This window comes from Acinetobacter sp. BD54, assembly GCF_044778325.1.
In the GTDB taxonomy this organism is placed as follows: Bacteria; Pseudomonadota; Gammaproteobacteria; order Pseudomonadales; family Moraxellaceae; genus Acinetobacter; species Acinetobacter baumannii.
This window is the reverse complement of record NZ_JANJEP010000002.1, coordinates 314,916-338,376: the sequence shown is the minus strand read 5'-3', so window position 1 is coordinate 338,376 and position 23,461 is coordinate 314,916. Positions and strand designations below refer to the sequence as shown.

The window sequence follows — 23,461 nt, the reverse complement described above, 5'->3', positions numbered from 1 at the left end:
GGTGTTATGAAAAAGTCGTCAGTTAAACTCAGTCAAACCCAATGGTTTATTCTGTTATGGCTTGGTGGTTTTTTAGCCTTAGCTGTGATTGCGGGTTTGTTTAAAGTGATATTGATTTATGCTGCCCCTTACTTAAAGTAAAACCATCCTTATAAACAAATGCCGTTTGTAGATTCTGCAAGCGGCATTTATTATTGGTTCAGTGCATCTTTTATTTTGTTATTTCGTGCAGCCCATACATGTATAAATCAGAACAACTCGCCCATAGCATTCGCCAACTTATTGAAAGCGGCACTTTAAATGCACATGAGAAATTACCTTCATTAAGAGATCAGGTCCAACGTTCTGGTTTTAGTTTAATGACTGTGATGAATGCTTATCAGGAGCTTGAATCACAAGGTCTGATCTATTCAAAGGAAAAGTCTGGCTATTTTGTTGCGGAGCAAATTGCACTAAAGCCACTGGAACAATATTCGGTCGTTTCACTCAATTCTAAAATTGAAATTAATTCTTTAGTTTTTAAATACCTTAAATCGATTCAACATGAGTCTGTGGTGCCTTTTGGTTCAGCTTTCCCTGATAGTCAACTTTTAGCTGCTCCCAAACTTATTCAAATTATGGGGCAACTTGCACGGCAAAGGCAAAGCTATGACCAGACAGCAAGCCTACCTCCCGGTAATTTAGCGTTAAGAAAACTAATTGCTCAGCGCTACTGTATGCAAGGCATACAGACCGATCCAGATGACATTGTCATTACATCTGGAGGATTAGATGCACTCAATCTTTCTTTACAAGCAGTAGCCAAACCGGGTGACTATATTCTATTGCAACAAACCGTGTTTTACGGTGCTTGGCAGGCTGCTGAACGTTTAGGACTTAAGGTCATTACCATTCCCGAACATCCACAACATGGTTTTGACCTAGAGGCTTTTGAACAGGTTATTCATACATATCCAATTAAAGTATGTTGGCTCATGTTAAATAGCCACAACCCGATCGGGTTTACGGTCAGTGATGAGATTAAATATAAAATTGCCAAACTGCTTCATGAACACCAAATTTACTTAATTGAAGATGATGTGTATGAAGAGCTTTATTATGGCGGGCAAAAACCACTTTCGATGAAATACTTTGACCAACAAAATCTGGTACTGCACTGCTCTTCATTTTCTAAAACTTTAGGGGCAGGTTTTCGGGTTGGTTGGGTCTATGCGGGTAAATTTTCGGACCATATCCAACACTTGCAGCTCATGAGTACTATTTCAGTGAATGCACTCATCCAAAATGCATTGGTTGAGTTCTTGTCTCATCATCATTATGAAAAGCATTTGCGCACACTTAGACTTTCACTTGAACGTTATAAAAAGCTGTTTTACCACTATTTGAAGCAACATCTGCCCGCGACCTGCGAGATTTATTATTACCCAAGCGGTTATTTTCTATGGGTTAAATTGCCTCATAAACTCGATAGCATGCAAATTTATGAGGAACTCATCCAACAAGATATTGGTGTTGCGCCAAGCCCACTCTTTAGTGTTTTACCCGCACAGCAGCATTATTTAAGAATCAATTGTTCTTTTGAGTGGAACGAAAAAATTCAAGCTGCTTTAGATCAAGTGATTAAAACTATTCAACAAAGAGTTGAAGTAAGTCTGTAAAGTGATGCTTCGACCTAAGCACAATTTTAAAGTATTTAATTTATGATAGTTTCATCTTAAAGCGCGATTTTAAGGGTAAGAATATCTGGATGTTAATATGGAAATAGATGAAGAACTGACTCTTAAAAAAATACAGATTTTTTTGGCCTTTATGCGCTGTGGCAATTTGTCTAAAACCGCGGCAGAAATGCAACTGAGTAATGTCAGCGTTCATAAAGCACTACACTCATTAGAAAGCGCTTTACGTTGCCCTCTTTTTAAAAATGAAGGCCGTAACCTCATTCCTTTAAAAAGTGCTTATGTGTTTGAAGAACGGACGCAAAAAATCGTACAAGACATTTTTATCACCGTAAATAAAACCAGAGAAGCCGCTGGCTTTGCAGCCAAGGTTTTACATTTAGGGTCTCTTTATTCTTTGACGGTAAATACAATTCCAAATGTGATTAGCGGTCTCAAACTCAGACGTAGTGAGCTTGATATTCAACTGTTGCTGAGTTCAAATCAGGATTTGGTGAAAAAGCTCAAAGCAACTGAGCTGGATGCAATCATTGTAGCTTTAAATGAAACCACTCAAGATGATGACTTTGAAATTTTGCCGATGTTTTCAGATGACATTTTTTTGGCCGTCAATAAAGATTCAAAATATGCTGAGTTTAAAGATATTGATTTAAGCCTTTTAAAAGAAGAAACTTTTTTAACTTTAACCAAGGGTTTTGCAACTCATAACAACAGCGACATCATTTTTAAAAAAGCCGGTTTTTCACCTAAAGTTGCTTTGCAGGTCAATGATATTTTTACCTTAATTAGTATGGTTAGCTCAGGTGTAGGTTTCGCACTATTACCTGGCCGTATTTCTGCGGTTTATGAAAGTTCGGTAAAACTTATTCCTCTAAAACAGCAATACCACATGCAACAAGAAATTGGTCTGGTCTTTTTAAAAAGTAAAGAACGTGACCCAAACTTACTTGCTCTCATTGCTGAATGTCGAATGTTTGCCTCTAATTTTAAAAGATAGAAGCTGCTGCGAATAACAACAGCTCTTTTGCCTGATTATAAAATACGTATTAACCCACCAAAGCTTTAACCGCAAAGAACAGAATAGTTGGACCCATTAAGCAACCAAGGCCCGTGTGAAAAGTTGCTGTAAGTGCACCGTAAGGCACTAAACGGCGGTCTGTAGCAGCTAAACCAGCTGACACGCCACTTACCGTTCCTGCCAAACCACCAAAAATCATCGCAGAACGTGGATTGTCTAATCCCATAAATTTCGCAGTGAGTGGTGTTGAAACCATTACACAGATTGCTTTCACCAAGCCAGTTGCAATTGATAACGCCATGACCTCAGAACTCGCACCAATGGCCGCACCCGTAACTGGCCCAACAATGTAAGTCACTGCACCTGCGCCAATTGTGGTAATACTTACCGCATCGCGATAGCCAAAAATCCACGCAAACATACAACCGACAATAAATGGCAAAATGGTCCCGAGAAATAAAGAGAAGGCACCAATAAATCCAGCTTTTTTGGCCTCAGTCGCTTGTACTTCAAATGCTGTGGCTACAATAGTAAAGTCACGAAGCATTGCACCGCCCATGAGTCCTACACCTGTAAAAAGTGCAAGGTCAGTCAAGCCTTTTTCACCACCTGTCATTTTTCCGCCAAACCATGCCAAAATCAAACCAATTACAATCGCAATTGCTGAAGCATGCACACGTCCATTGGTTAAATATTTAGAGAGCTTGGTCGACAGCCACATAATTAAGGCAATTAAAGCAAAAGCTGTAATTAAACCTAAATGTGTTAAGTCTTTTAATAATAATTCAACCATGAACTTTACCTCCGATTCGGTTTAAGGCTGTGTCCTCTTCTTCTTTAGGTAAAGGGCTGGCTTTGTTATATCGACTTAGACCAGCAATAGTGAGCGTACAAACTGCAACTGAGACTACAGCCGCAAAGAGTGCCATATGGCCACTCGATAATGCTGCCACTACATTTTGTTGGGCTGCCATAGCAACAACAACCGGGATATACATGGTGCCCCAGAATGAAACTCCTTTTTCAGTTTCAACTGTCATCATTCCACGTTTTTCCATCCATAACCGTATACAAATGAGTAAAATCATGGCGATACCCACGCCACCAACATTGGACTTTACACCCAATAAAACGCCTAATAGATCACCAGCAATTACACCAACCAAGGTGCAAAGTGCGAGTAAACCAACTCCATATATAATCATGACAATCCCTCATATCCTTGGATCATTTATGCTTTTGTAAAATCTGACTCAAAAAGAAAAACTATTTGCCTGTTCTTTTTGCATTGCCAATTGAATGCTGTCTAAACGTGTTCCCTGAAATGACAATACTGTTCCTTCTTTAAATGTTCGACGTGCAAGTGTAGTAAGCACCGTTCCCGGCAAAGCTTCGATCTGTAACCTCACACCTCGCTCCCATGCAGCTTGGATGGTACTTTCCCAATCTACAGTTCGACTCATATTAAAAGCCAAGTCATCACCAATCTGTTCTGGCCTGCTAAGCGTACGAGCCGTTGTACCACTTAAATAACGTATTTTAGGCTGCTTTAAAGTCATTCCCTCCATAGACGCTGCAAGTTGCTTTGCTTGCTGACTTAATAATTCACAGTGCGATGGCACCGATACATCTAATTTTTTTGCCACCACGCCTTGTTGCTTTGCTAAAACAGCAACTTGGTTCATGGCTTCAAAACTTCCTGAAATAACAATCTGGTTATGTGCATTAATATTTGCGACAAACACCTCTGGCTTTATTTCATAAATCTGTTTGACCCATGTTTCAACAGCTGCACGGTCTGTACCAATCAGAGCTGTCATGCCATATCCAGTGGGGTAAGCGTTTTGCATGAGTTCACCTCTGTAGGCAACCAAACGAACGGCATCCTCAAAGGCTAAAACTCCCGCTACAACCGCAGCCGACCATGCACCAATTGATAAACCTGCTACATAATCTGGTGTTAAGTTTTCCGCTGTTAATAAGGCTGAACTCACCACACCTAAAATCAGTAAGCAAAGCTGTACTGAACGTGTTGACTGTAATGCTGTCGAACTGTCCAGCATCAAGACATCTTCATTGAGTGCATCCGATGCACGCTCAAGGTATTCTTTAACCAGAGCGGTTTGAGGTAAGTCGTGCAACATATTGCTTCGTTGCACACCTTGTCCTGGATATACCCAAATTGAAGCCATCATATCTATTCCCTAATTCCATGGGTTTTCTAATAAGACAGCACCATCGGAACGTTTCAATAGAACTTTTCCGCTATCCCTAGCCCATTCTTTTAACGCCAAACCACCTTGTGGAAGTTGAAGCTGTATATCCACATTGAGTCCAGCTTGGTGAAAATTTTCGAGTAGCTCAATCGCCTGCTTTTTAACAAAAGGTTGTTCAGCTCGAATCAACAAATCTATGTCACTTTGCTGAGTTACTGTTTTAATGCCCGTTGCCAGTTCAAACCCGAAACTTCCTGTATATCCCCAACATCCTGAAAAGTTTTTCATAATGCTAGAAATGCTCTTTAAACGTTCTGCCAAGTGCTCAAACTGTTGCGTATCTATGCGAGTCAGCGCTTCTGGCTTGAGCTGTCTGCTAATCGCTGATCGTGGCATTTGAGCTGCATATCGTTGATGACGAAATTGCCCTCTTACCCCCACAGCCACCTGATCTACAGGAGTAATTGCCCGTCGAACTACAACAGGATCACCTCGTTGCAATACCTCTCTCACCCAATGCGGAGCATCATCGGCTATGCAATCGACCGTCATGCCCCACAACAAATCATGGGCTTCAAGCTTAAGTTTCATGACCATTGCTCACGCAATAATTCACGGACTTTTTTAGACATTTGACGGTTTTGGCCATGAAATCTTTGTTCAAGTCCTCTCGATTGATCAGCATTAATTTCTTTAAACGCTTGAGCAATTGCCTGTTTCGCTAATAACAGATCATGGTTTGTCGGTTGTTCAGGGTTTTCAACAGATAACAGTTCAGATAACAAACCAAGCGTGGCATAACTTTCAATGTCATAGGCCATTGGAGGAATGCTTGATGCCAATTGCTCTAACTCATCAACTGATCGTAAGGTAACGCGTGCAGCAGATTCCTTACCCATTGCATGCACCATAACACCTGAATCTTTTAAGGCAATAATACGATTGGCTTGGTATCCATGCGCCAAGAAAGCACCCGACATCGACTTACCAACCAATAAACTGACAACAGGATGGCCTGCTAATCTAGCTCTAGCATAGCTATCTACTGCACCCGCTAAAGCTTGATGAATACCTAATAATTCTTCACGGCGCCCATAGGCCTGACTCGGGACATCAACCAAGCATAAAATGCCGCGTTTAGTTTCAGCCCGTGCATCGGCTTGGATCACATCATCGACTGCTTTTGCCAAGCTCCAGCCTTCCAAGAGTCCAACTTCACCTTGTCTCGCGCGTGGGAACAAATTATTACTGTCTTGGACAACTGCAATCACACGTACCGCTTGCTGATCAATCTGACCATCAGCCACCCAAACCGAAGCTGGAAAACCTTCAACTGTCTTAAAGCCTTGCGTAAGTGCTTTAAACCAATGTGCACCACGAATAGATGCTTTTAATGTATCAACGGCGATATTCATGCTTGCTCTCCTTGATACAAAGCTTGAACCTGTGCTGGGGTAATCTGCTCAGCAGTATCGACTTGTTGTAGCTTCGCTAAATAGAATGAGTAGTTTGAACTACGATGCTGCTGAGGCACGCCTTGAGTTAAATAATCGATGACTTGCTCACGAATTTTCTGGCGATCATCATCAACATAAGCATCTGCCAAACCACTAGCGAAGCGCTGATTACCACCAGTAATACTCCATATAAATGGACGATCTTTGGCGTTATATTCTTGTACACCAGCTTCTTGTTCAATCACTTGTGGGCCATTTAAACCTAAACGTCCTTCTTGTGTCATTACAATATAGCTACATAGACCAACCGCAATTGACATACCGCCGAAGCACCCTACACTGCCTGCAACCACAGCAATCACAGGTTGGTACTGACGTAAGTTCACAATTGCAGCTTGAATCTCAGCAATTGCAGCCAAGCCCAGATTTGCTTCTTGTAAACGAACGCCACCCGTTTCCAACAATAAAATTGCCGCTGTTGGAATACCTTTCAGATTGTCTTCAACCGCAAGTTTTAAGGCACCTGCAATTTTGGCACCACCCACCTCACCTAAACTGCCACCTTGAAATAAACCTTCAATAGAAATTAAAACTACTGGCTGTTCTTGAATAGTTCCCTTTGCAATCACCACGCCATCATCGGCTTGCGGGACAATATTTTGCTTAATGAGCCAAGGCGACATAACACGTGCAAATGGGTCGAGCAACTCTCGAAAAGTCCCTTTATCTAATAGCGCTTTGGCACGCTCTCTTGCGCTGAGTTCAATAAAATCTTGTTTATTTAACAAACTTTGGATATCAGTCATGAGCAATCTCCTCCAATGCTTGTTCTAGACGTAAGCGAACGACACCGGGAGTTGCACCAAAGTCATGAATATCAATATTGACCGCTGGTGGTATTTGAGCGGTAAAAATCCGTTCAAAAAGATTGTGCCAACGTGCTGCACTGCCATCTACCGAAGTCACTACCTGAATAGAGGTTTTTCCTTTTTCACCAGGTTCTATCAAAATTTCTAAATCGCCAGAGCCTACACATCCTACTAGTGCTTTTTTTACAGGTGGCTCTGTGGCCACAAATTCAAAATGAAGTGTTTCCATAATTAAAATCCCTTTTTATTTTTTAAAGATGAATGCTCAGCACGGTCTATAAACAATGTTGCTGCCAACAAATCTGCGGCTCCACCAGCTGAAGCTTTCATCCGAAGCAGGTCAATCTCTAAAAGATGCAAGGCACGTCGACCTTCTAAACTTGAGCTACCGCCCAAATCCAATACTTGCTGAGCACCTTGTTGCATACGCTTTAAACCATTTGTGCCAGAGCGATAAAGCACACAGGTATCGGTCAAATCTGTCATCATGGCAAGTAAGGCATCTAAGCGTGCGAACTCTTCTTTCATAGGTTTACTACGACTTTGATAAAGTTGCTTTAACCCAAAATTCACAATAGTTGGAAAGCCTTGTTGTGCCTGTTCTTTCGCACCTAAGATGCCTAATTTCTTTTGTACTTGCTGACCATGACTCAAAGCCTGCTTTGGAATAAAGCGATCTTCAAACTGGGCAATCTGGCCTGCTAACTGGCATAGCTCAACAGCCGATAAATACTGTTGATTCGTGCGCGCCAATGCTGCTGCCGTAACCATTAACCCTAATGCCCAAATTGCGCCACGGTGTGTGTTGACACCATCTGTCGCCAACATCATGGTCTTTTCACCTTGACGGCCAATTTCTCCAATGTCTTCACGCAAAGCTAAACAGACTTTTCCATGATGCTTTGCAGCTTGGGCCATTGCCTCAAACATGGGTCCTAAACTTTTCGCAGAGCGCTCCATTAACTCCAAAGTCAGGTCATTGTGTGCACCACTGCCACGACGATCAACCAATGCTGGTTTCGGTGTCAGATTAACTTCATCAATTAACGCTTCGACTGCCATATCTGCCAAAAGCTGACTACCGCTGAACGTTTGATATTGAACTTGTGCCATCATTACCAACTCCTAAACTTTGCAGGGGGTTGATATAGACCATCTGACCATGTCACCAAGTCGGCAATATTTTTTGCAGCTAAAAGTTCACGTGTTGCATCGGTGCGACGAATACCTAAATCTTCAGGGAATACCACCAGACCTTCACGTCTTAAACGTGCTGTTGTTTTCGGGTCTTGGGTTAAACCAATACTGGTCACACCTGCCACCGCAGCAATCATGGCTTGACGTTCTTCTTGGCTGCTTGCTTTATATAGATAAGCAATACCTTCTTCAGTCAGTAAATGGGTGACATCATCGCCATAAATCATGATCGGCGCTAAAGGTAAGCCTGCCGTTTTAGCAACATCAATCGCATCAAGACGATCTACAAAAGTTGGCTTGCCACCCTCTTGGAAGGTTTCCACCATTTGAACAACTAACTTTTTACCACGTGCCAAATAGGTTTCTGTTTCATTGGCACCTTGCAAACGCATATCCAGCCATGCTGGCGTATCGTGACGACGTCCACGTGGATCATGCCCCATGTTTGGTGCACCACCGAAACCAGCCAAACGACCTTTGGTAACGGTCGAAGAATGCCCCATGCCATCAACTTGCAAAGTTGCACCAATAAATAGATCAACGGCGTACTGACCTGCGAGCTGACACATCATGCGGTTGGAACGTAAAGCGCCATCACGACCTGTAAAGAAAACATCGGGACGAGCAGCAACATATTTTTCCATACCGAGTTCAGTACCAAAACAATGCACGCTTTCAACCCATCCCGTTTCAATCGCTGGAATTAAGGTTGGATGTGGATTCAGAGTCCAGTTTCGGCAGATTTTTCCTTTTAAACCTAAAGACTCACCATAGGTCGGTAAAATCAGTTCAATTGCCGCAGTGTTAAAACCAATACCATGGTTTAACGATTGCACATTATGCTTTTCATAAATTCCGCGAATTGCCATCATCGCCATGAGCACATGCACTGGCTTGATATGTTTCGGGTCTCGAGTAAATAACGGTTCGATATAAAATGGCTGATCTGCGACCACCACATAATCCACCCAAGAGGCAGGAATATCGACACGGGGTAACTCTGAGACGTCATCGACCAGTTCATTGACCTGAACAATCACGATACCGTCACTAAAAGCAGCAGGTTCAATAAGTGCTGGAGAGTCTTCGGTACTTGGACCTGTATAGATATTGCCTTGACGGTCTGCCATAAAGCCCGCTGAGAGCACCACATTTGGAATGAGGTCGACTACCAAACGTGAATATAGTTCGATATAGGTATGAATCGCACCAATCTCTAGTAAACCATCTTCAATTAACTGACTAATACGCAAACTTTGTGGGCCAGCAAAAGAAAAATCGAGTTTACGCGCAATGCCTTTTTCAAACAGATCAAGATGTTCTGAACGCCCTACGCTTGGCATGATCATATGCAAATCATGCAAAATATCTGGATTGGTTTGAGCCAAAGAGCGCGATAAAAAATCAGCCTGCTTTTGGTTATTCCCTTCGAGTACAACTTTGTCACCCGGTGTAATTAAGGTTTCCAAAACTTTAATAATGTCTTGAGTTGGAATCACCACACCATCGGTATATTGGTTTGCCATCTCTAGTTTTAGTTGTTTGGCATGACGCCGCTTTGTCCATAATCGTTCTTTATTCTGAACTGATCCTTCCATGTACTTACCTATAGATCGCAGTTTTGTTCTGAATCTATAAAAACGCTTTATGGAATTTCGATCAATCAACCTACTTCGTTAGTTATTAACTTCAGGTTAATGATTAATTTTATATTCGATGAATTTCTTCAAAAAACCAATCTAGACAGATTTTGACTTTGGGTAAATTTGCGTATTGTGGTCGGTACACCAAATAATAAGAAAAGGGCGATGAGAAGTGAATTTGAGGAAATAATCGTATCAAACGCCCGGTTTGTATATCTTTTTGCACCATAACACTACGCGCTAATGCAACACCATGTCCTTCCATTGCAGCCTGTAAAACTGCAGATGAACTGTTGATTTGCATACCACGGCTAATATTGATGTCATTCAAACCTACACTTTTTAGCCAAGATTGCCACCCCGGAAATTGTTGATGTTTTTCCATAGAAAGATCATGAATTAAAGTGATATTTTTCAGATCATTTGGGGTTAAGAGAAATGAATGTTCATTTAAAAATGTGGGCGAACATACGGGATAAACCTCTTCATCCATAAGTTTAACGGCTTCTAAACCTTGCCATTGTCCTTGACCATATCTGACACCCACATCGACTTTTTGTTCTAAAAAATCTACGGTTTTCAAGTTAATGTCTAAACGAATATCAATATCTGGATATTGTTTTTGAAAATGATCAATTCTTGGTAATAGCCATTTTTCGGCAAATGCTGGACTGACCGCAATATTAAGCACACCTGATAGAGAATCTTGTTTTAATTTCTCCAAAGCCAAAGTGAGCTTATCAAAACCCGCCCGAATATCCGGTAAAACTGACTCGGCCAGTTCGGTAGCAACCAGCCGATTTTTGCCATTCGTTTGCCGATGAAATAAAGGGAAACCCAGCCAATCTTCAAGTGTACGTACCAATTGCCCCACTGCGGCGGGAGTCACATTCAACTCTTTTGCCGCAGCAGAAAAACTTTTGTGTCGTGCACTGGCTTCAAAAGCACGGAGTGCATTCAAATAAACTGGTGAATTCATAACGCTAAAGATTTTCTTTATTGGCTAAGTAGATTATCTCATTTGTACTTATAAATCTTTATTTCTAAAATACTCTGTAATCTCTTCATAACGATTAAATTTTTACATCTTGAGTAGGCTTGCTCACTCACTTTATTTATTTTGTTATTGAATAAAGAGAATTGCCTTTAGGAGGAGAGTATTCATGTTGATCCATGCCGATTTTTCACAGGCGGTGATTATCAAACCTGAAGACTATCATTGGGTGAAATCTCCCCGTGGGGAAGTTGATCGAGTCATGCTTGATCGTATTGGCGATGAAATAGCTCGTGCGACCAGTTTGGTGAAATATGCGCCCCATACAACGTTCCCTGAACATCGACATCATCATGGTGAAGAAATCCTCGTACTTTCAGGCGTATTTACTGAAAATCAAAATCTGCACTACTCCGCTGGATGGTATTTACGGAGTCCCCATCAGTCAGTACACCAACCATCGAGTGAAGAAGGTACATTGATTTTTGTCAAACTTATGCTAATTCCTATGTCAGAAACTCAAGCTTTACGAATCAATACCAACGACCCAGCACAATGGCAAAAAATAGATTCGCGTTTAATTTGCACATTAATTGATGCAAGTTATGAACACACTTATTTAGAAAAACTCAAGCCGCAGCAACTTTTTATTGAAGAAGCTGAGGGTGGAATCGAAATTTTGATTACCCAAGGTCAGTTGATTGATAAAGAAATGGTTTTTGACGCTGGAACATGGATACGCCTACCTCCAAAAACACTTGCCTATTTTCAAGCTGGTTTGTCTGGCGCTTCTCTTTATGTAAAAACTGGACACCTAGCCTCAGCCATTGCGGAATATAATTAAAGGCTCTTTATGCTTCAAAATACCATGCACCGCCAAGTATTAATTTTGGCGAGTTCCCAATCCCTTTTCCAAACCGTTTCTGTCATGGTCATGACCATTGGTGGCTTGGCTGGGGCAAATATTGCAAATACCCCAACACTTGCAACGCTGCCCATCGCATCTATGTTTTTGGGTACGGCTTTAATGATGTTCCCTGCCTCAATATTAATGGCACATATTGGACGGCGTAACGGTTTTCTATTCGGTGCTTTTTTAGGTGTGCTCGGCGGCATTATCGCATCAATTGGTATTTTTTATAGTTCACTCATGCTTCTGGCTCTGGGTACGCTATGTGTCGGGGCCTATCAATCCTTTGCTCAGTTTTACCGTTTTGCTGCCAGTGAAGTGGCAAATGATGCGTTCCGCTCACGCGCTATTTCTTGGGTGATGGCAGGTGGAATTGTTGCAGCACTGATTGGTCCGACTTTAGCCCGTTTTGGTGGACCCTTATTCCAGCATTTAGAATATATCGGTTCATTTTTAATTATTAGTATCATCTCACTTGTGGCAATGGGCATTTTATCTAGCTTACATATAGCTGATACAGTTGAGCAAAAGTCTGACTTTACTGCTGGTCGTCCATGGCAACAGATTGTCTTTCAAGCGACCTATTTAGTTGCTCTGTTTGGTGCCGTCACAGGTTATGGCATTATGATTTTAGGTATGACCGCAACACCAATTGCTATGCGGCATTCACACCATGAACTTGGGTCAATTACGACAGTCATTCAACTACATGTACTTGGTATGTTTTTACCCTCATTCTTTACTGGAAACTTAATTGCTCGCTTTGGTGTGCTTAAAATCATGTTTGCAGGTCTTTTATTATTTGCTTGCTATATCGGATTTGCTCTCTCAGGTATTCAGTTCACATCTTTTGCAATATCTTTAATTTTATTGGGTGTGGGATGGAACTTTTTATTTATTGGCAGTACTTCTTTACTCACAGGAACTTATTCTGTGGCTGAAAAAGCCAAGGCCCAAGCCATTAACGATATGACCGTTTTTGTTGTCGGTTTGATTTGTTCGTTTAGTGCAGGTGCCTTACTGGATTTATTCGGCTGGAAAGCAATGAATATAGCGTTAATACCATGGTTGGTGATTGCCGCAGCTTCTCTCTTCTGGCTAAGCCAAAAAAGAGAAAAGCAGTTTGTTTAAATTCTTTTTAACGCGGTTTGCTCAATAGCCATTCTAGATTTTGACGGACCGCAGGCCACTCATGTTTTAAAATACTGTAAACATGAGTGTCCCGCAAAATATCATCTTTCACAATTTGATGACTTCTTAGCACACCATCGAGCTTTGCACCCAAGCGTACAATCGCGGCTTGGCTTTGAACATTTAATGAAGATGTGCGTAACTCAACCGCAATACAGTTTAAAGTCTCAAATGCATGAGCTAGCAATAGTTTTTTACATTCAGTATTTACAGGCGTACGCTGTGCAGACTTTCGGTACCATGTCGAACCAATTTCTACACGGCGATGCGCTTCTTCAATATGCATGAGTGTTGTCATGCCCAGCGCTCGTCCCGTTTTTCGGTCTTCAATATAAAAAGGCAACATAGAGCCGGATTTTTGTAAACCGAGACGTCTTTCAATTTCAGCAGTCATCTGTTCAGGTCTTGGCACACGGGTATACCAAAGATTATAGAGTTCCCCATCGCAAACGGCCTCTTTGAGCGCTTCAGCTTGAGTTACATCTAGCGGCTTTAAAATAACGTGCTCACCTACCAACTCAACAGGTGTAGTAAAAGACATCTTTGCCTCCTCAAATGATATTAAAGTTGTATATTTTCGAAATTATTTATTTAACTCAGCCACACTGTACATGGCATTCGCTATAGTTTGATGACCAGCTTTCGATAGGCCATCTGCCGCGCCTAAAATGGCTCGGCGTTCTTTGTTTTGCCCAATTTTTGATTTTCCTTGCAGCTTGGTAATTTCAATCTCAATACCTACAATGGCTTTTAACATCGGTTCAAGATAATCCTTTGGTGCATCGGACATTTTCCATGGTTCAGGTTGAGATGCTTCATGAGTACGGGTTAAACGAGCCACAACACCGCGAACGTAACGTTCGTCATCTCGAATCGTCACTTTGCCATAAGCATGCACAACCCTATAGTTCCATGTGGGTACTTGTCTGTGCTGTTCATGTTTGGATGGGTACCAGTTTGGTGAAATATACGCATCGCCTGCTTGAAAAACGACCAATACCTCATCTCCATTTTTAATGTCCTGCCAAACAGAATTATTTCGTGACACATGGGCATGTAGCATGCCAAATTTCCCTTCATTTGCTTGTAAATCGAATGGAAGATGATTTGCATCTAAGCCATTACTTCCATGCGTAAAAAGCACCCCAAATGGATAGTCTGCAATAAGAGAATGCAATACATCCAAACGGTTTTCTGCAAAATCATCAGGGATATACATGGCTAAAAACCTCGCTGTAAATATCAGGGCTATTTATATTTTGTGTTGTAAATTTTCTGGTTTATGTGGTTTATTAAAAAGAACCACTTTGTATTTTTTTAAGTAGACCAGAATTATGGCAAGAATGGCAAAAGTTGTGGAACTTCCGTCTATTGCAAAGATTGATAAAAGCAAAGGAAAGATAAGTGCTCAACTGACTCAAGCTTTACGTGAAGCTGTACAAAGTGGTGATTTACAACCCGGCGATCCATTGCCTTCTTCTCGTGAACTAGCTTTAACCCTAGGTGTCGCTCGCGGAACCATTATTGAAGCTTATGATCAGCTTTTAGCTGAAGGTGTGTTTGACTCTCAACCACGAACTGGCACTTATGTGTCTCATGCTTTGATTAAAACATCTGTAATACAACACTCATCAAAAGAAAATAAACCTAACTCGATATCTTTGACCAAATCGGCACGTTCTTATGCCAAAGTGCTTGATGAATTTAAGCCACTTCCCCATGTTCCTTTTGCGGTATCTGTCCCCGTCGGTCGTACTCAACCAAGTGATATCTGGCGTAAATTTGGTAATAAATATAGATCACGGGGTGCAGGTGTTCCTTCAGGATATGGTGAACCTCAAGGTGTATTATCACTAAGAATTGCTATAGCAGACTATGTACGACGGTCACGTTCTGTCCACTGCGAACCTGAACAAATTGTGATTACGCCCGGCATTCAACAATCACTTTATATTTGCAGCCAAATTTTATTTGAGGCGAAAGATGAAGTTTGGGTTGAAGATCCTGCTTATCGCGGTACAACAGCCATTTTTGAGCATACTGTACAAAACATTCGAATGGTGCGTGTTCCTGTTGATGAAGAAGGCATTCAGGTTGAAACCGGAATTAAACTTTCTAAACATGCGCGTGCTGCTTTTGTAACACCCTCTCACCAATATCCACTTGGCATGCCGATGAGTCTAGCAAGACGTACAGCTTTATTAGCTTGGGCAAAACAACAAAATGCATGGATCATTGAAGATGACTATGACAGTGAACTTCGCTATAACGGACAGCCCTTCCCATCATTACAAGGCATGGCACCCGACCAAGTGATTTATCTTGGGACTTTCAGCAAAGTCTTATTTCCATCGCTTAGGCTTGGCTATGCAGTGTTGCCTAAAGAACTGGTAGCTCCTTTTTGTGGGCTTAGAGTCTTAATTGATAGACACCCGCCTGCTGCCGACCAACACGTTTTGGCTGCTTTTATTCAAGAGGGTTATTTAGAGCGGCATATACGACGTACTCGAAATGTCTATGCAGAAGTTCGAGAATACATTATTGGCTTGATTGAAAAATACATACCTCAAGAACTGGCTTGGTTACAGCCAGGCGATCAAGGCATGCATATGGTGTTATGGCTTGCTCAACATATTAATGATATTGACGTTGCAAGCTCGGCAGTCGATGCAGGTATTGCCATCAAAGCAATTTCACCGACATTTTCAAAAGAGCGGCGACGTTCGGGTTTAATTGTCGGCTTAGGCGATTTTGAACCCGAACTAATGCAACAAGCTATCAAAAAATTATCAAAGATTATTCAACAGTACGCCAAGTCAATGTAGGTAAACCTTACAACAGCAACCATAGATGAATCGCAAATGGTCCAATGAGTACCATTAAAATACCAGCAATAACCATGGTTAAACTGGCAATCACCCCTTCTTCACTATTTCTTTGCTGTGCTCTGACTGTACCAAAACCATGCGCTGCGTTACCCAAGGCGGCACCATTTGCCACATTAGAACGGATTTTAGTAATTGCCAAAATTGCATCGCCACAAATCATACCGACCAAACCAGTAATAACGGTAAATAGTGAAACCAATGCTGCCGAACCATGAATATCTTCAGCTAAAATCATGGCAAAAGGTGTTGAAATAGAACGTGCCATCAAACTGTTGGTGACTTCAGGGCTAAAGTGGAACCACTGCGCCATTTTATAAGCAGTCATCACACCTACACTCATGCCCACAATAATCGCAATCGTAAGAACTCCGAGGTTTTTACGAATCGTTTCCCGATAGCGATAAATCGGTATAGCGAAAGCTACCGTTGCAGGACCTAATAAATTAACAATCCACTGGGTATCTTCTGAATAAGTTTGGTATGAAATTCCAAAAATCATCATCAAAATGATGGTAAGTACAGGCACGCTAATTGCGGGTGATAACCAAAGTTTTGGATGTTTTTGATAGATTCGCTTTGCCACAACATAAGCGACCAAAGTCCAGATGAGACAAAGAATTGACCAGATATTCATGTCATTATGCTCTTTAGATATGCTTATGTTGAAGACGTTTTCTAGCCTGTAAGTAAGCCTTCAAACGATTGTAATAATGAATAGTCAGTGAAGTGCTTAACATGACTAAAATGGTTCCAACCGCAATGCTTAAGACGATTTGCCATCCTTCGGTCATAAACAGGGTTTTATACTGGACAACGGCAACGACTACAGGCACAAAAAATAGTAATAGCTCACCTAAAACCACAGTTGCTCCCATTGCTACCTGATCCATTTTGATAATTTTAAAGAACAGACATAAAAGCAATAAAAACATACCTAAAATACCTGCCGAGACAGGTACACCGAGTTTTTGGTGTATGAGATATCCAATCCACCAAAATCCAGCCAAAATGAGAATTTGTTTAACTAACACGAACAGTGATGGTTGTGAGGGTGTTCCAGAAGCAGATTCAGTACTCATTTTTCGAAATTAAATGGTTAACTACACTATTATGCTATCTTGGTTAAACCTGCTAAATATGAATTATTCATGTTAATATTATTCCAAAATGGAATAATCTATTCTTTATTATGCTTTCTCTAAAATCATTACAGTGCTTTGTTACTCTGGTTAAAACTAAAAGTTTTACCCGTACTGCTGAAGAGTTATATCTGACTCAGCCCACCATTAGTAAAATATTACAACAACTCGAAGAGCAGCTTCAGGTACAGCTTTTGGTTAAACCCGATCATGGACGAAAAAGACAAATTGAATTAACTGAAATTGGAGAGCGTATTTATCAACATGCAGTCGAGCTTCTTCAAGCAGAGCAAAACATCTTTCTTGAAATAGAAAACTATCAACAATTAAAAACAGGTACTTTAAAACTTGGCGTTCCACCTTTAGGTTCGCAGCTCCTAACGACTGCCCTATTTGACTTTCATCGTCAATGGCCAGATATTGAATTGGCTTTTATGGAAGTGGGTTCACGCGGTATTGAACAAGCTTTGCTTAACAATGAGTTAGACGTTGGCGTTTTATTGCAGCCTTTTGATGAACAAACTTTTAATAGCATCGAGTTATGTAACTACCCTTTAATGGTTCTTTTACGTCGGGATGCGACTTGGGCAACACGTAAAAAAATAAATCTAGAAGAGCTACAACATCAATCGTTTTTAATGTTTCCTGAAAATTTCTCTTTAAACAGTATTATTCTCGATGCATGTAAGCAGCATGGTTTCTACCCTACCATTGCTTGCCGGACCAGCCAATGGCATCTCTTGGCAGACATGGTGTTACAACGTATGGGAATTGCGCTTCTCCCTCAATATTATACCGACATGCTTGACCCGACTTTATTTGCAGCAGTGCCACTCGAAAAACCAAATATTCAGTGGCACTTAGTCATGGCTTGGAAAAAGAATCTTCCTGTTTCACCAGCAGTACAAGCTTGGCTTAGCATTGTTCGTCAACATTTTCAGCACATTAAACCCTAACGTTGACCACCGAAATAGCTTAGTTCAAAAACCGATAAAGCTTTTCCACAAAAAAGCTACCCAATCTTGGCTTAGCTCACTTAGACTAGACCCATCTGTTTATCACACGGACAATAACAATGAATAACGAGCATTTTAAGCTGTATACAGATTCACAATTTCTAAGTCCCTATGCATTTACAGTTTTTGTAGGACTACACGAAAAACAAATTCCATTTGAAATAGCAACCATCGACTTAGGTCAGCAAGGCCAGTTTGAAACATCTTTTGTAGAAAAGTCATTAACTGCCAAAGTGCCTGTACTTGAGCATAATGATTTTGCCTTATCAGAATCCTCCGCCATTTTGGAATATCTTGAAGAGCTTTATCCAGACACAGCTATTTATCCAAAAGATATTCAAGCTCGCGCAAGAGCAAGACAAATTCAAGCATGGCTCAGATCAGACTTGGTGGCATTAAGAACTGAACGACCAACCGATGTTATTTTTATTCAGCCCAAGTCCACTCCACTTTCAGAAGAAGGCAAAAAAGCAGCCGAGAAACTTTTCTTTGTTGCAGAAAAACTTCTTGCGTCTGATGCTGAATTTCTTTTTGGTTCATGGAGCATTGTGGATGCTGAACTTGCATTAATGTTGCAACGTCTTATTCAAAATGGTGATGCTGTACCAGAGCGCCTAAAAAATTATGCATTACAGCAATGGCAACGTCCGTCTGTACAAAAATGGCTTGCCTTACGACATAACTAAACCCTTATATTTACACCAAACATGAGATAAAAAATGAGCGATTCAAACTATATTCCTCCACAAGTTTGGCAATGGACTGGAGAAAAAACCGATTTAAACCAACCTACCTCAGGTGCGCGTTACGAGCATACACTTCCAGTAGGGAAACATCCGCTCCAGCTCTATTCTTTAGCAACGCCTAATGGTCAAAAAGTCACTATTTTGCTAGAAGAGCTTTTAGCGTTAGGACATAAAGATGCTGAATATGATGCTTGGCTGATTAAAATTGGTGAAGGACAGCAATTTGGTAGTGGCTTTGTAGAAATTAATCCCAACTCTAAAATTCCAGCATTGGTTGACCATAGCCAAAACCCGCCATTAAGAGTATTTGAATCTGGCTCAATTTTGCTTTACCTAGCTGAAAAGTTTAAAGCGTTTATTCCGACTGATATTGCTGCACGTACTGAATGCCTCAATTGGTTATTCTGGCAAATGAGCAGTGCACCTTACTTAGGTGGTGGTTTTGGACATTTTTATGCTTATGCCCCTGTTAAAATTGAATATGCAATTAACCGCTTTGCAATGGAAACAAAACGCTTACTTGATGTATTAGACCAACATCTGGCAAAAAACGAATATTTGGCTGGTTCTGAATATAGCATTGCTGATATTGCAGCGTTCCCTTGGTATGGCGGTCTTGTTAAAAACTGGGTGTATAACGGCGCGGAGTTTTTAGGTGTCGATCAATATAAAAATGTTCAACGTTGGGCAGATGCGATTTTAGCGCGCCCTGCGGTACAACGTGGCCGTATGGTCAATCGTACTTTTGGTGATTTAGCTACGCAGTTGCATGAACGCCATGATGCGAGTGATTTTGAGACCAAGACTCAAGATAAATTGCAGAATCAGTCTTAAAAATATCATTCAGTTTTTGACTTACCCGCAAGATATTTCATTTTTGCGGGTATTCAAAGTTGGCAAAATAACTCGTGTATAACTCACTCAGCCAAGCTACAAAAACTCGTACGCGTGGTGAGAGCTGCCGATGCTGCGGATATAAAGCAGAAACTGACATCTTCGGAATTTCCCACTCAGATAAAACCTGAACCAGTCGCCCACTTTTTAATTCATTTGCCACATGGTAGCGCGGTACTTGAATTAAGCCAGCCCCTTGTAAGGCAGATAATACATAGTTTTCAGCATCATTTACCGCGATCCAACTTTTCAAAAAATAATCTTGTTTTTTGCCATTCACCATCAATTCAAATGGATAATTCCGCCCGCCTGATGTCGAAAAGAAATTGACACAATAATGTGATAATAAATCTTCTGGTTGCTGTGGTGTTCCATATTTATTTAAATAGTCAGGACTCGCGCAAATCACTTGTGGCATATCCACCAAATGTCTAGCAATTAAAGTGGAATCATCTAAACGGCCCGCTCTCACCACGCAGTCTATCCCTTCCCTAATCAGATCAACCAAGCGGTCACCCGTACTAATTACCATTTCAATGTCGGGGTATAACTCGTGAAATTGGTCGATATTGGGTAAAACAATTTTAGTTGCATGTGCGCCTGATAAATCGACACGTAATAAACCACGGGGCTGAGCAATTACATTGCGTAAAGATGATTCGGCATCATCAAGTTCCGATAATATTTGTGTGCAGCGTTCATAAAATGCCTGTCCATCTAGTGATGGTCTTACATGCCGAGTCGTCCGCTCTAGTAAACGGCACTGTAAATTGCTCTCTAACTCCTTAATCGCATTACTTGCTGTAGCACGTGGGATATTTAGCTGATCGGCTGCCTGACTAAAACTACCCAGCTCTACGATGCGGGTAAAAAGTTGCAAGGTATCAAATTTGTCCATGGTGTTATCTTTTGACCCTACCAATTGTTAATGTATATGGAATTATCTTATCCGATTCTGATGATTTATCCCATATTTCTATATTATTAAAATAAGCCATACTTAATCAAATAGGCAATCTAAAAATGAATATTTCAAGAAAAACAGCTCTGGTTACTGGTGCATCACGTGGTATTGGCCGTGCTGTTGCAGAACGTTTAACTCAAGATGGTTTTTATGTGATTATTAATTATGCTGGCAATAAAGCGCATGCCCAAGCCACTGTAGAACATATTATTGAGCAAGGTGGTCAAGCCTCAGCTATTCAAGCGGACGTTGCAAATGAACATGAGGTGAGCCGTTTATTTCAAGAAGCTAAAGCGATTAACGGTCAGTTAGATGTGGTAGTTCATAGTGCCGGTATTATGCCTATGGCAAAAATTACACCTGAAAGCCTGCCAGATTTCGATAAAGTGATTCATACCAATTTACGTGGCGCGTTTTTAATATTGGCGCATGCGGCCGAAACAGTGCCAGATGGTGGTCGGATTATTGCGCTTTCAACCAGTGTAATTGCCAAATCTTTTCCGGCTTATGGTCCTTATATTGCTTCAAAAGCAGGTGTTGAAGGTTTGGTACATGTGTTAGCAAATGAGTTACGTGGACGGAATATTACTGTAAATGCTGTTGCGCCCGGCCCGACAGGCACTGACCTTTTTTACAATGGAAAAACTGAAGAGCAAGTGGCAGCTATTGCAAAACTTGCTCCATTGGAACGAATCGGGACATCTGACGAAATTGCTGGCGTAATTGCCATGCTGGCTGGTCCAGATGGGCGCTGGGTAAACTCTCAAGTCATTCGTGTAAATGGAGGATTTGCTTAATTTTAAAAACCGTGCGGATTATTTTGATCTGTACGGTTTTTTACTAAATAATAAAATTTCTTAAATTTATTTTATTTTAATAACTTTATAAGATTAACTAATACTGTTTTATATAAAATATTCACCGCTCTTATTTATCAAAATAATATATATAAATAGATATTCCTTATTTTTGCTTATATTTAAAACCGCGTAAATTGAACCTTAACAATCTGAATCAAAGATAAGGATATATTCAATGAACGCTAAATTAAATACTGATACTCCGCAAAGTTTTATCTCAAATGGTTCAAATACGTCCTTTTCAGCCGAAGATATCCTTGCTAAAGCACAGCAATATGCACAAGAACACGAACTAAATTTTAGTGGCAGTTTATCACCTGTTGACGCATGGCAGCTTGTACAACAAGGAGAAGCTGTTTTAGTTGATGTGCGTACCAATGAAGAACGTAAATTTGTGGGTTATGTCCCTGAAAGTATCCATGTTGCATGGGCAACAGGCACGTCATTTAATCGTAATCCACGCTTTTTAAAAGAACTTGAATCAAAAGTTGGTAAAGACAAAACCATTCTTTTGTTATGCCGTAGTGGCAACCGTTCCGCACAAGCTGCCGAAGCCGCATTTAATGCAGGTTTTGAACATATTTATAACGTTCTTGAAGGCTTTGAAGGTGATCTAAATGAACAGCAACAGCGTAATCAGAAAAATGGCTGGCGCATCCACCAACTTCCTTGGCAACAAGACTAATACTTCAATCAATTTTCAGTGAATCAAGGAAAGCTTGTGACTCAATGGAACATTAATGCGGTTGTACAAGGTTTACAACAAGCAAGGCATGACTGGCGTCAGCAACAGCACAGGACAAAAGAATTTGGGGGCCGCGAACTTCCATCTAAAGAAGCTTTAAAGGCCATTTTAGATGACCTGTGCGGCATTTTATTTCCCATGCGTTTAGGCCCTGCCGACTTACGTCAGGAAACTGAAGACTCTTATATTGCCTATACTTTAAATCGGGTGCTAACAGCCTTACATGCTCAAGTACAACTGGCTTTAAATTATGAAGCGAAACGACATTTGAGTCATTCAAGCCCAGTGCAGCAGCCACAAGAACTTGCTCAAACTATTGTGCAGGATTTTGCCAACACTTTGCCCTCTATACGGCGCCTTTTAGACGGCGATGTGCGGGCGGCTTATGAAGGTGATCCAGCAGCACATAGTGTAGACGAAGTATTACTCTGCTATCCGGGCATATTTGCGATTATTTATCACAGAATTGCGCATCAGCTCTATGCTCAAGTGCCTTTATTGTCACGCATTATTTCGGAATTGGCCCACTCTGCTACGGGTATTGATATTCATCCGGGTGCGCAAATCGGCAAAGGATTTTTCATTGATCATGGTACGGGTGTGGTGATTGGTGAGACTTGCGTGATTGGGGAACGCGTTCGTATTTATCAGGCCGTGACCCTTGGAGCAAAACGCTTTGAAACCAATGATGATGGTGGTTTGAAAAAAGACTATATACGCCATCCGATTGTTGAAGATGATGTCGTGATTTATGCAGGTGCCACTATTTTAGGCCGTATTACCATTGGCCGAGGGTCAATTATTGGGGGGAATGTTTGGCTAACCCATAGTGTTGCTGCAGGTAGCCAGATTTTACAGTCACCGAATGAGTCTTATCAAAAAAATCATATTGCTGGTTAAAAACTATAGATGTGAAATAAATAGATAAGGAGATAAATAAACAAAGAACGTGCAGATTAATAAAATGCTTATTTCTAGTTTAAATATATTTTTATTTAGAAAATAGATAACTCATTAATAAGCTCAGTATTTAAAAAA

Annotated in this window: 27 protein-coding genes; 12 read left to right on the top strand and 15 right to left on the bottom strand. The window is 40.9% G+C overall.

Annotation, left to right across the window (positions count from 1 at the left end; genetic code table 11):
• Window positions 1-6 precede the first annotated feature (6 nt).
• The 3 genes from NQ782_RS04380 (at window position 7) to NQ782_RS04370 (ending at window position 2,673) form a co-directional block, all read left to right on the top strand.
• Entirely contained in the window at window positions 7-141 is a 135-nt protein-coding gene (locus NQ782_RS04380; RefSeq protein ID WP_000749814.1) for a hypothetical protein, read from the top strand.
• A gap of 98 nt (window positions 142-239) precedes the next feature.
• Window positions 240-1,658, top strand: a complete 1,419-nt coding sequence (locus tag NQ782_RS04375) for a PLP-dependent aminotransferase family protein (protein WP_057093234.1) — start codon at window positions 240-242, stop codon at window positions 1,656-1,658.
• A 97-nt stretch (window positions 1,659-1,755) separates the two neighbouring features.
• Window positions 1,756-2,673, top strand: a complete 918-nt coding sequence (locus NQ782_RS04370) for a LysR family transcriptional regulator (protein ID WP_057093233.1) — start codon at window positions 1,756-1,758, stop codon at window positions 2,671-2,673.
• Window positions 2,674-2,722: 49 nt separating this feature from the next.
• Here the strand turns inward: NQ782_RS04370 and madM are convergent, their stop codons facing one another.
• The 10 genes from madM to gcvA all read right to left on the bottom strand — a co-directional run bounded on the left by madM (window position 2,723) and on the right by gcvA (window position 11,055).
• Window positions 2,723-3,487, bottom strand: a complete 765-nt coding sequence (madM, locus tag NQ782_RS04365) for a malonate transporter subunit MadM (protein ID WP_000229914.1) — start codon at window positions 3,485-3,487, stop codon at window positions 2,723-2,725.
• Complete coding sequence (madL, locus tag NQ782_RS04360; protein ID WP_000587906.1) at window positions 3,480-3,899, bottom strand: malonate transporter subunit MadL; 420 nt, start codon at window positions 3,897-3,899, stop codon at window positions 3,480-3,482. Before madL ends, madM begins: the two co-directional genes overlap by 8 nt.
• A 48-nt stretch (window positions 3,900-3,947) precedes the next feature.
• The gene (gene mdcH / locus NQ782_RS04355; protein WP_057093237.1) at window positions 3,948-4,886 is read right to left on the bottom strand and encodes a malonate decarboxylase subunit epsilon; all 939 of its coding nucleotides are present in this window, start codon (window positions 4,884-4,886) and stop codon (window positions 3,948-3,950) included.
• A gap of 12 nt (window positions 4,887-4,898) precedes the next feature.
• On the bottom strand, window positions 4,899-5,507 hold the full coding sequence (locus NQ782_RS04350) for a malonate decarboxylase holo-ACP synthase (RefSeq protein WP_079745739.1): 609 nt from the start codon (window positions 5,505-5,507) through the stop codon (window positions 4,899-4,901).
• Window positions 5,498-6,325, bottom strand: a complete 828-nt coding sequence (gene mdcE, locus NQ782_RS04345) for a biotin-independent malonate decarboxylase subunit gamma (RefSeq protein WP_057093232.1) — start codon at window positions 6,323-6,325, stop codon at window positions 5,498-5,500. Before mdcE ends, NQ782_RS04350 begins: the two co-directional genes overlap by 10 nt.
• Entirely contained in the window at window positions 6,322-7,173 is an 852-nt protein-coding gene (locus NQ782_RS04340; protein WP_057093230.1) for a biotin-independent malonate decarboxylase subunit beta, read from the bottom strand. The genes mdcE and NQ782_RS04340 overlap by 4 nt, the downstream gene beginning before the upstream one ends.
• Entirely contained in the window at window positions 7,166-7,465 is a 300-nt protein-coding gene (locus tag NQ782_RS04335) for a malonate decarboxylase subunit delta (RefSeq protein ID WP_057093227.1), read from the bottom strand. The genes NQ782_RS04340 and NQ782_RS04335 overlap by 8 nt, the downstream gene beginning before the upstream one ends.
• A gap of 2 nt (window positions 7,466-7,467) precedes the next feature.
• Window positions 7,468-8,352: a triphosphoribosyl-dephospho-CoA synthase gene (locus tag NQ782_RS04330; protein ID WP_057093226.1), complete on the bottom strand. Its 885-nt coding sequence runs from the start codon at window positions 8,350-8,352 to the stop codon at window positions 7,468-7,470.
• The gene (gene mdcA / locus NQ782_RS04325) at window positions 8,352-10,031 is read right to left on the bottom strand and encodes a malonate decarboxylase subunit alpha (protein WP_000399244.1); all 1,680 of its coding nucleotides are present in this window, start codon (window positions 10,029-10,031) and stop codon (window positions 8,352-8,354) included. The genes NQ782_RS04330 and mdcA overlap by 1 nt, the downstream gene beginning before the upstream one ends.
• Window positions 10,032-10,140: 109 nt before the next feature.
• Complete coding sequence (gcvA, locus tag NQ782_RS04320; protein ID WP_057093225.1) at window positions 10,141-11,055, bottom strand: transcriptional regulator GcvA; 915 nt, start codon at window positions 11,053-11,055, stop codon at window positions 10,141-10,143.
• A gap of 184 nt (window positions 11,056-11,239) precedes the next feature.
• Between gcvA and NQ782_RS04315 the strand changes: the two genes are divergently transcribed.
• Entirely contained in the window at window positions 11,240-11,914 is a 675-nt protein-coding gene (locus NQ782_RS04315) for a cupin domain-containing protein (protein WP_057093224.1), read from the top strand.
• A 9-nt stretch (window positions 11,915-11,923) separates the two neighbouring features.
• On the top strand, window positions 11,924-13,111 hold the full coding sequence (locus NQ782_RS04310) for an MFS transporter (RefSeq protein ID WP_057093222.1): 1,188 nt from the start codon (window positions 11,924-11,926) through the stop codon (window positions 13,109-13,111).
• A gap of 7 nt (window positions 13,112-13,118) precedes the next feature.
• On the opposite strand, the gene NQ782_RS04305 is transcribed toward NQ782_RS04310, so the two are convergent.
• Together NQ782_RS04305 and NQ782_RS04300 are read right to left on the bottom strand one after the other, a co-directional pair.
• Window positions 13,119-13,712 (bottom strand): GNAT family N-acetyltransferase, encoded by a 594-nt coding sequence (locus NQ782_RS04305; RefSeq protein ID WP_057093220.1) that lies wholly within the window; start codon window positions 13,710-13,712, stop codon window positions 13,119-13,121.
• Window positions 13,713-13,754: 42 nt separating this feature from the next.
• A complete protein-coding gene (locus NQ782_RS04300; protein WP_057093219.1) occupies window positions 13,755-14,390 on the bottom strand; it encodes an FMN-binding negative transcriptional regulator in 636 nt (211 codons plus the stop codon).
• A gap of 115 nt (window positions 14,391-14,505) precedes the next feature.
• Here NQ782_RS04300 and NQ782_RS04295 point away from each other — a divergent pair, with 115 nt between their 5' ends.
• Complete coding sequence (locus NQ782_RS04295) at window positions 14,506-15,996, top strand: PLP-dependent aminotransferase family protein (RefSeq protein ID WP_057093217.1); 1,491 nt, start codon at window positions 14,506-14,508, stop codon at window positions 15,994-15,996.
• Window positions 15,997-16,003: 7 nt separating this feature from the next.
• On the opposite strand, the gene NQ782_RS04290 is transcribed toward NQ782_RS04295, so the two are convergent.
• Together NQ782_RS04290 and NQ782_RS04285 are read right to left on the bottom strand one after the other, a co-directional pair.
• Complete coding sequence (locus NQ782_RS04290; RefSeq protein WP_001028708.1) at window positions 16,004-16,693, bottom strand: LrgB family protein; 690 nt, start codon at window positions 16,691-16,693, stop codon at window positions 16,004-16,006.
• Between the two features lie 13 nt (window positions 16,694-16,706).
• Window positions 16,707-17,138 (bottom strand): CidA/LrgA family protein, encoded by a 432-nt coding sequence (locus NQ782_RS04285; RefSeq protein WP_057093215.1) that lies wholly within the window; start codon window positions 17,136-17,138, stop codon window positions 16,707-16,709.
• Window positions 17,139-17,248: 110 nt separating this feature from the next.
• On the opposite strand from NQ782_RS04285, the gene NQ782_RS04280 reads away from it, so the two are divergent.
• From NQ782_RS04280 to yghU, 3 genes are all read left to right on the top strand, one after another.
• Window positions 17,249-18,154 (top strand): LysR family transcriptional regulator, encoded by a 906-nt coding sequence (locus tag NQ782_RS04280; protein WP_000949917.1) that lies wholly within the window; start codon window positions 17,249-17,251, stop codon window positions 18,152-18,154.
• Between the two features lie 119 nt (window positions 18,155-18,273).
• Complete coding sequence (yfcF, locus tag NQ782_RS04275) at window positions 18,274-18,900, top strand: glutathione transferase (RefSeq protein ID WP_057093213.1); 627 nt, start codon at window positions 18,274-18,276, stop codon at window positions 18,898-18,900.
• Between the two features lie 33 nt (window positions 18,901-18,933).
• Window positions 18,934-19,794, top strand: a complete 861-nt coding sequence (yghU, locus tag NQ782_RS04270) for a glutathione-dependent disulfide-bond oxidoreductase (protein ID WP_057093211.1) — start codon at window positions 18,934-18,936, stop codon at window positions 19,792-19,794.
• Between the two features lie 37 nt (window positions 19,795-19,831).
• On the opposite strand, the gene NQ782_RS04265 is transcribed toward yghU, so the two are convergent.
• A complete protein-coding gene (locus NQ782_RS04265; RefSeq protein WP_000357078.1) occupies window positions 19,832-20,752 on the bottom strand; it encodes a LysR family transcriptional regulator in 921 nt (306 codons plus the stop codon).
• 125 nt (window positions 20,753-20,877) lie between these two features.
• On the opposite strand from NQ782_RS04265, the gene NQ782_RS04260 reads away from it, so the two are divergent.
• From NQ782_RS04260 to epsC, 3 genes are all read left to right on the top strand, one after another.
• Window positions 20,878-21,615, top strand: a complete 738-nt coding sequence (locus NQ782_RS04260) for an SDR family oxidoreductase (RefSeq protein WP_267581178.1) — start codon at window positions 20,878-20,880, stop codon at window positions 21,613-21,615.
• A gap of 238 nt (window positions 21,616-21,853) precedes the next feature.
• Window positions 21,854-22,363 carry a rhodanese-like domain-containing protein gene (locus NQ782_RS04255; protein ID WP_002045711.1) on the top strand — a complete coding sequence of 170 codons (510 nt, stop codon included), beginning with the start codon at window positions 21,854-21,856 and terminating at the stop codon, window positions 22,361-22,363.
• An 18-nt stretch (window positions 22,364-22,381) separates the two neighbouring features.
• Window positions 22,382-23,323 carry a serine O-acetyltransferase EpsC gene (gene epsC / locus NQ782_RS04250; RefSeq protein WP_086230959.1) on the top strand — a complete coding sequence of 314 codons (942 nt, stop codon included), beginning with the start codon at window positions 22,382-22,384 and terminating at the stop codon, window positions 23,321-23,323.
• Window positions 23,324-23,461: the final 138 nt, after the last annotated feature.

Bases quoted from the DNA above. Each gene is read 5' to 3' on its own strand.
- NQ782_RS04340 (WP_057093230.1), bottom strand. From the start codon at position 7,173: ATGACTGATATCCAAAGTTTGTTAAATAAACAAGATTTTATTGAACTC.
- gcvA (WP_057093225.1), bottom strand. From the start codon at position 11,055: ATGAATTCACCAGTTTATTTGAATGCACTCCGTGCTTTTGAAGCCAGT.
- NQ782_RS04330 (WP_057093226.1), bottom strand. From the start codon at position 8,352: ATGATGGCACAAGTTCAATATCAAACGTTCAGCGGTAGTCAGCTTTTG.
- NQ782_RS04265 (WP_000357078.1), bottom strand. From the start codon at position 20,752: ATGGACAAATTTGATACCTTGCAACTTTTTACCCGCATCGTAGAGCTG.
- NQ782_RS04350 (WP_079745739.1), bottom strand. From the start codon at position 5,507: ATGGTCATGAAACTTAAGCTTGAAGCCCATGATTTGTTGTGGGGCATG.
- madL (WP_000587906.1), bottom strand. From the start codon at position 3,899: ATGATTATATATGGAGTTGGTTTACTCGCACTTTGCACCTTGGTTGGT.
- NQ782_RS04295 (WP_057093217.1), top strand. From the start codon at position 14,506: ATGGCAAGAATGGCAAAAGTTGTGGAACTTCCGTCTATTGCAAAGATT.
- NQ782_RS04255 (WP_002045711.1), top strand. From the start codon at position 21,854: ATGAACGCTAAATTAAATACTGATACTCCGCAAAGTTTTATCTCAAAT.
- NQ782_RS04315 (WP_057093224.1), top strand. From the start codon at position 11,240: ATGTTGATCCATGCCGATTTTTCACAGGCGGTGATTATCAAACCTGAA.
- NQ782_RS04300 (WP_057093219.1), bottom strand. From the start codon at position 14,390: ATGTATATCCCTGATGATTTTGCAGAAAACCGTTTGGATGTATTGCAT.
- NQ782_RS04290 (WP_001028708.1), bottom strand. From the start codon at position 16,693: ATGAATATCTGGTCAATTCTTTGTCTCATCTGGACTTTGGTCGCTTAT.
- NQ782_RS04310 (WP_057093222.1), top strand. From the start codon at position 11,924: ATGCTTCAAAATACCATGCACCGCCAAGTATTAATTTTGGCGAGTTCC.
- NQ782_RS04280 (WP_000949917.1), top strand. From the start codon at position 17,249: ATGCTTTCTCTAAAATCATTACAGTGCTTTGTTACTCTGGTTAAAACT.
- NQ782_RS04375 (WP_057093234.1), top strand. From the start codon at position 240: ATGTATAAATCAGAACAACTCGCCCATAGCATTCGCCAACTTATTGAA.
- mdcE (WP_057093232.1), bottom strand. From the start codon at position 6,325: ATGAATATCGCCGTTGATACATTAAAAGCATCTATTCGTGGTGCACAT.
- NQ782_RS04335 (WP_057093227.1), bottom strand. From the start codon at position 7,465: ATGGAAACACTTCATTTTGAATTTGTGGCCACAGAGCCACCTGTAAAA.
- mdcH (WP_057093237.1), bottom strand. From the start codon at position 4,886: ATGGCTTCAATTTGGGTATATCCAGGACAAGGTGTGCAACGAAGCAAT.
- yfcF (WP_057093213.1), top strand. From the start codon at position 18,274: ATGAATAACGAGCATTTTAAGCTGTATACAGATTCACAATTTCTAAGT.
- NQ782_RS04260 (WP_267581178.1), top strand. From the start codon at position 20,878: ATGAATATTTCAAGAAAAACAGCTCTGGTTACTGGTGCATCACGTGGT.
- NQ782_RS04305 (WP_057093220.1), bottom strand. From the start codon at position 13,712: ATGTCTTTTACTACACCTGTTGAGTTGGTAGGTGAGCACGTTATTTTA.
- NQ782_RS04370 (WP_057093233.1), top strand. From the start codon at position 1,756: ATGGAAATAGATGAAGAACTGACTCTTAAAAAAATACAGATTTTTTTG.
- mdcA (WP_000399244.1), bottom strand. From the start codon at position 10,031: ATGGAAGGATCAGTTCAGAATAAAGAACGATTATGGACAAAGCGGCGT.
- yghU (WP_057093211.1), top strand. From the start codon at position 18,934: ATGAGCGATTCAAACTATATTCCTCCACAAGTTTGGCAATGGACTGGA.
- madM (WP_000229914.1), bottom strand. From the start codon at position 3,487: ATGGTTGAATTATTATTAAAAGACTTAACACATTTAGGTTTAATTACA.
- NQ782_RS04380 (WP_000749814.1), top strand. From the start codon at position 7: ATGAAAAAGTCGTCAGTTAAACTCAGTCAAACCCAATGGTTTATTCTG.
- NQ782_RS04285 (WP_057093215.1), bottom strand. From the start codon at position 17,138: ATGAGTACTGAATCTGCTTCTGGAACACCCTCACAACCATCACTGTTC.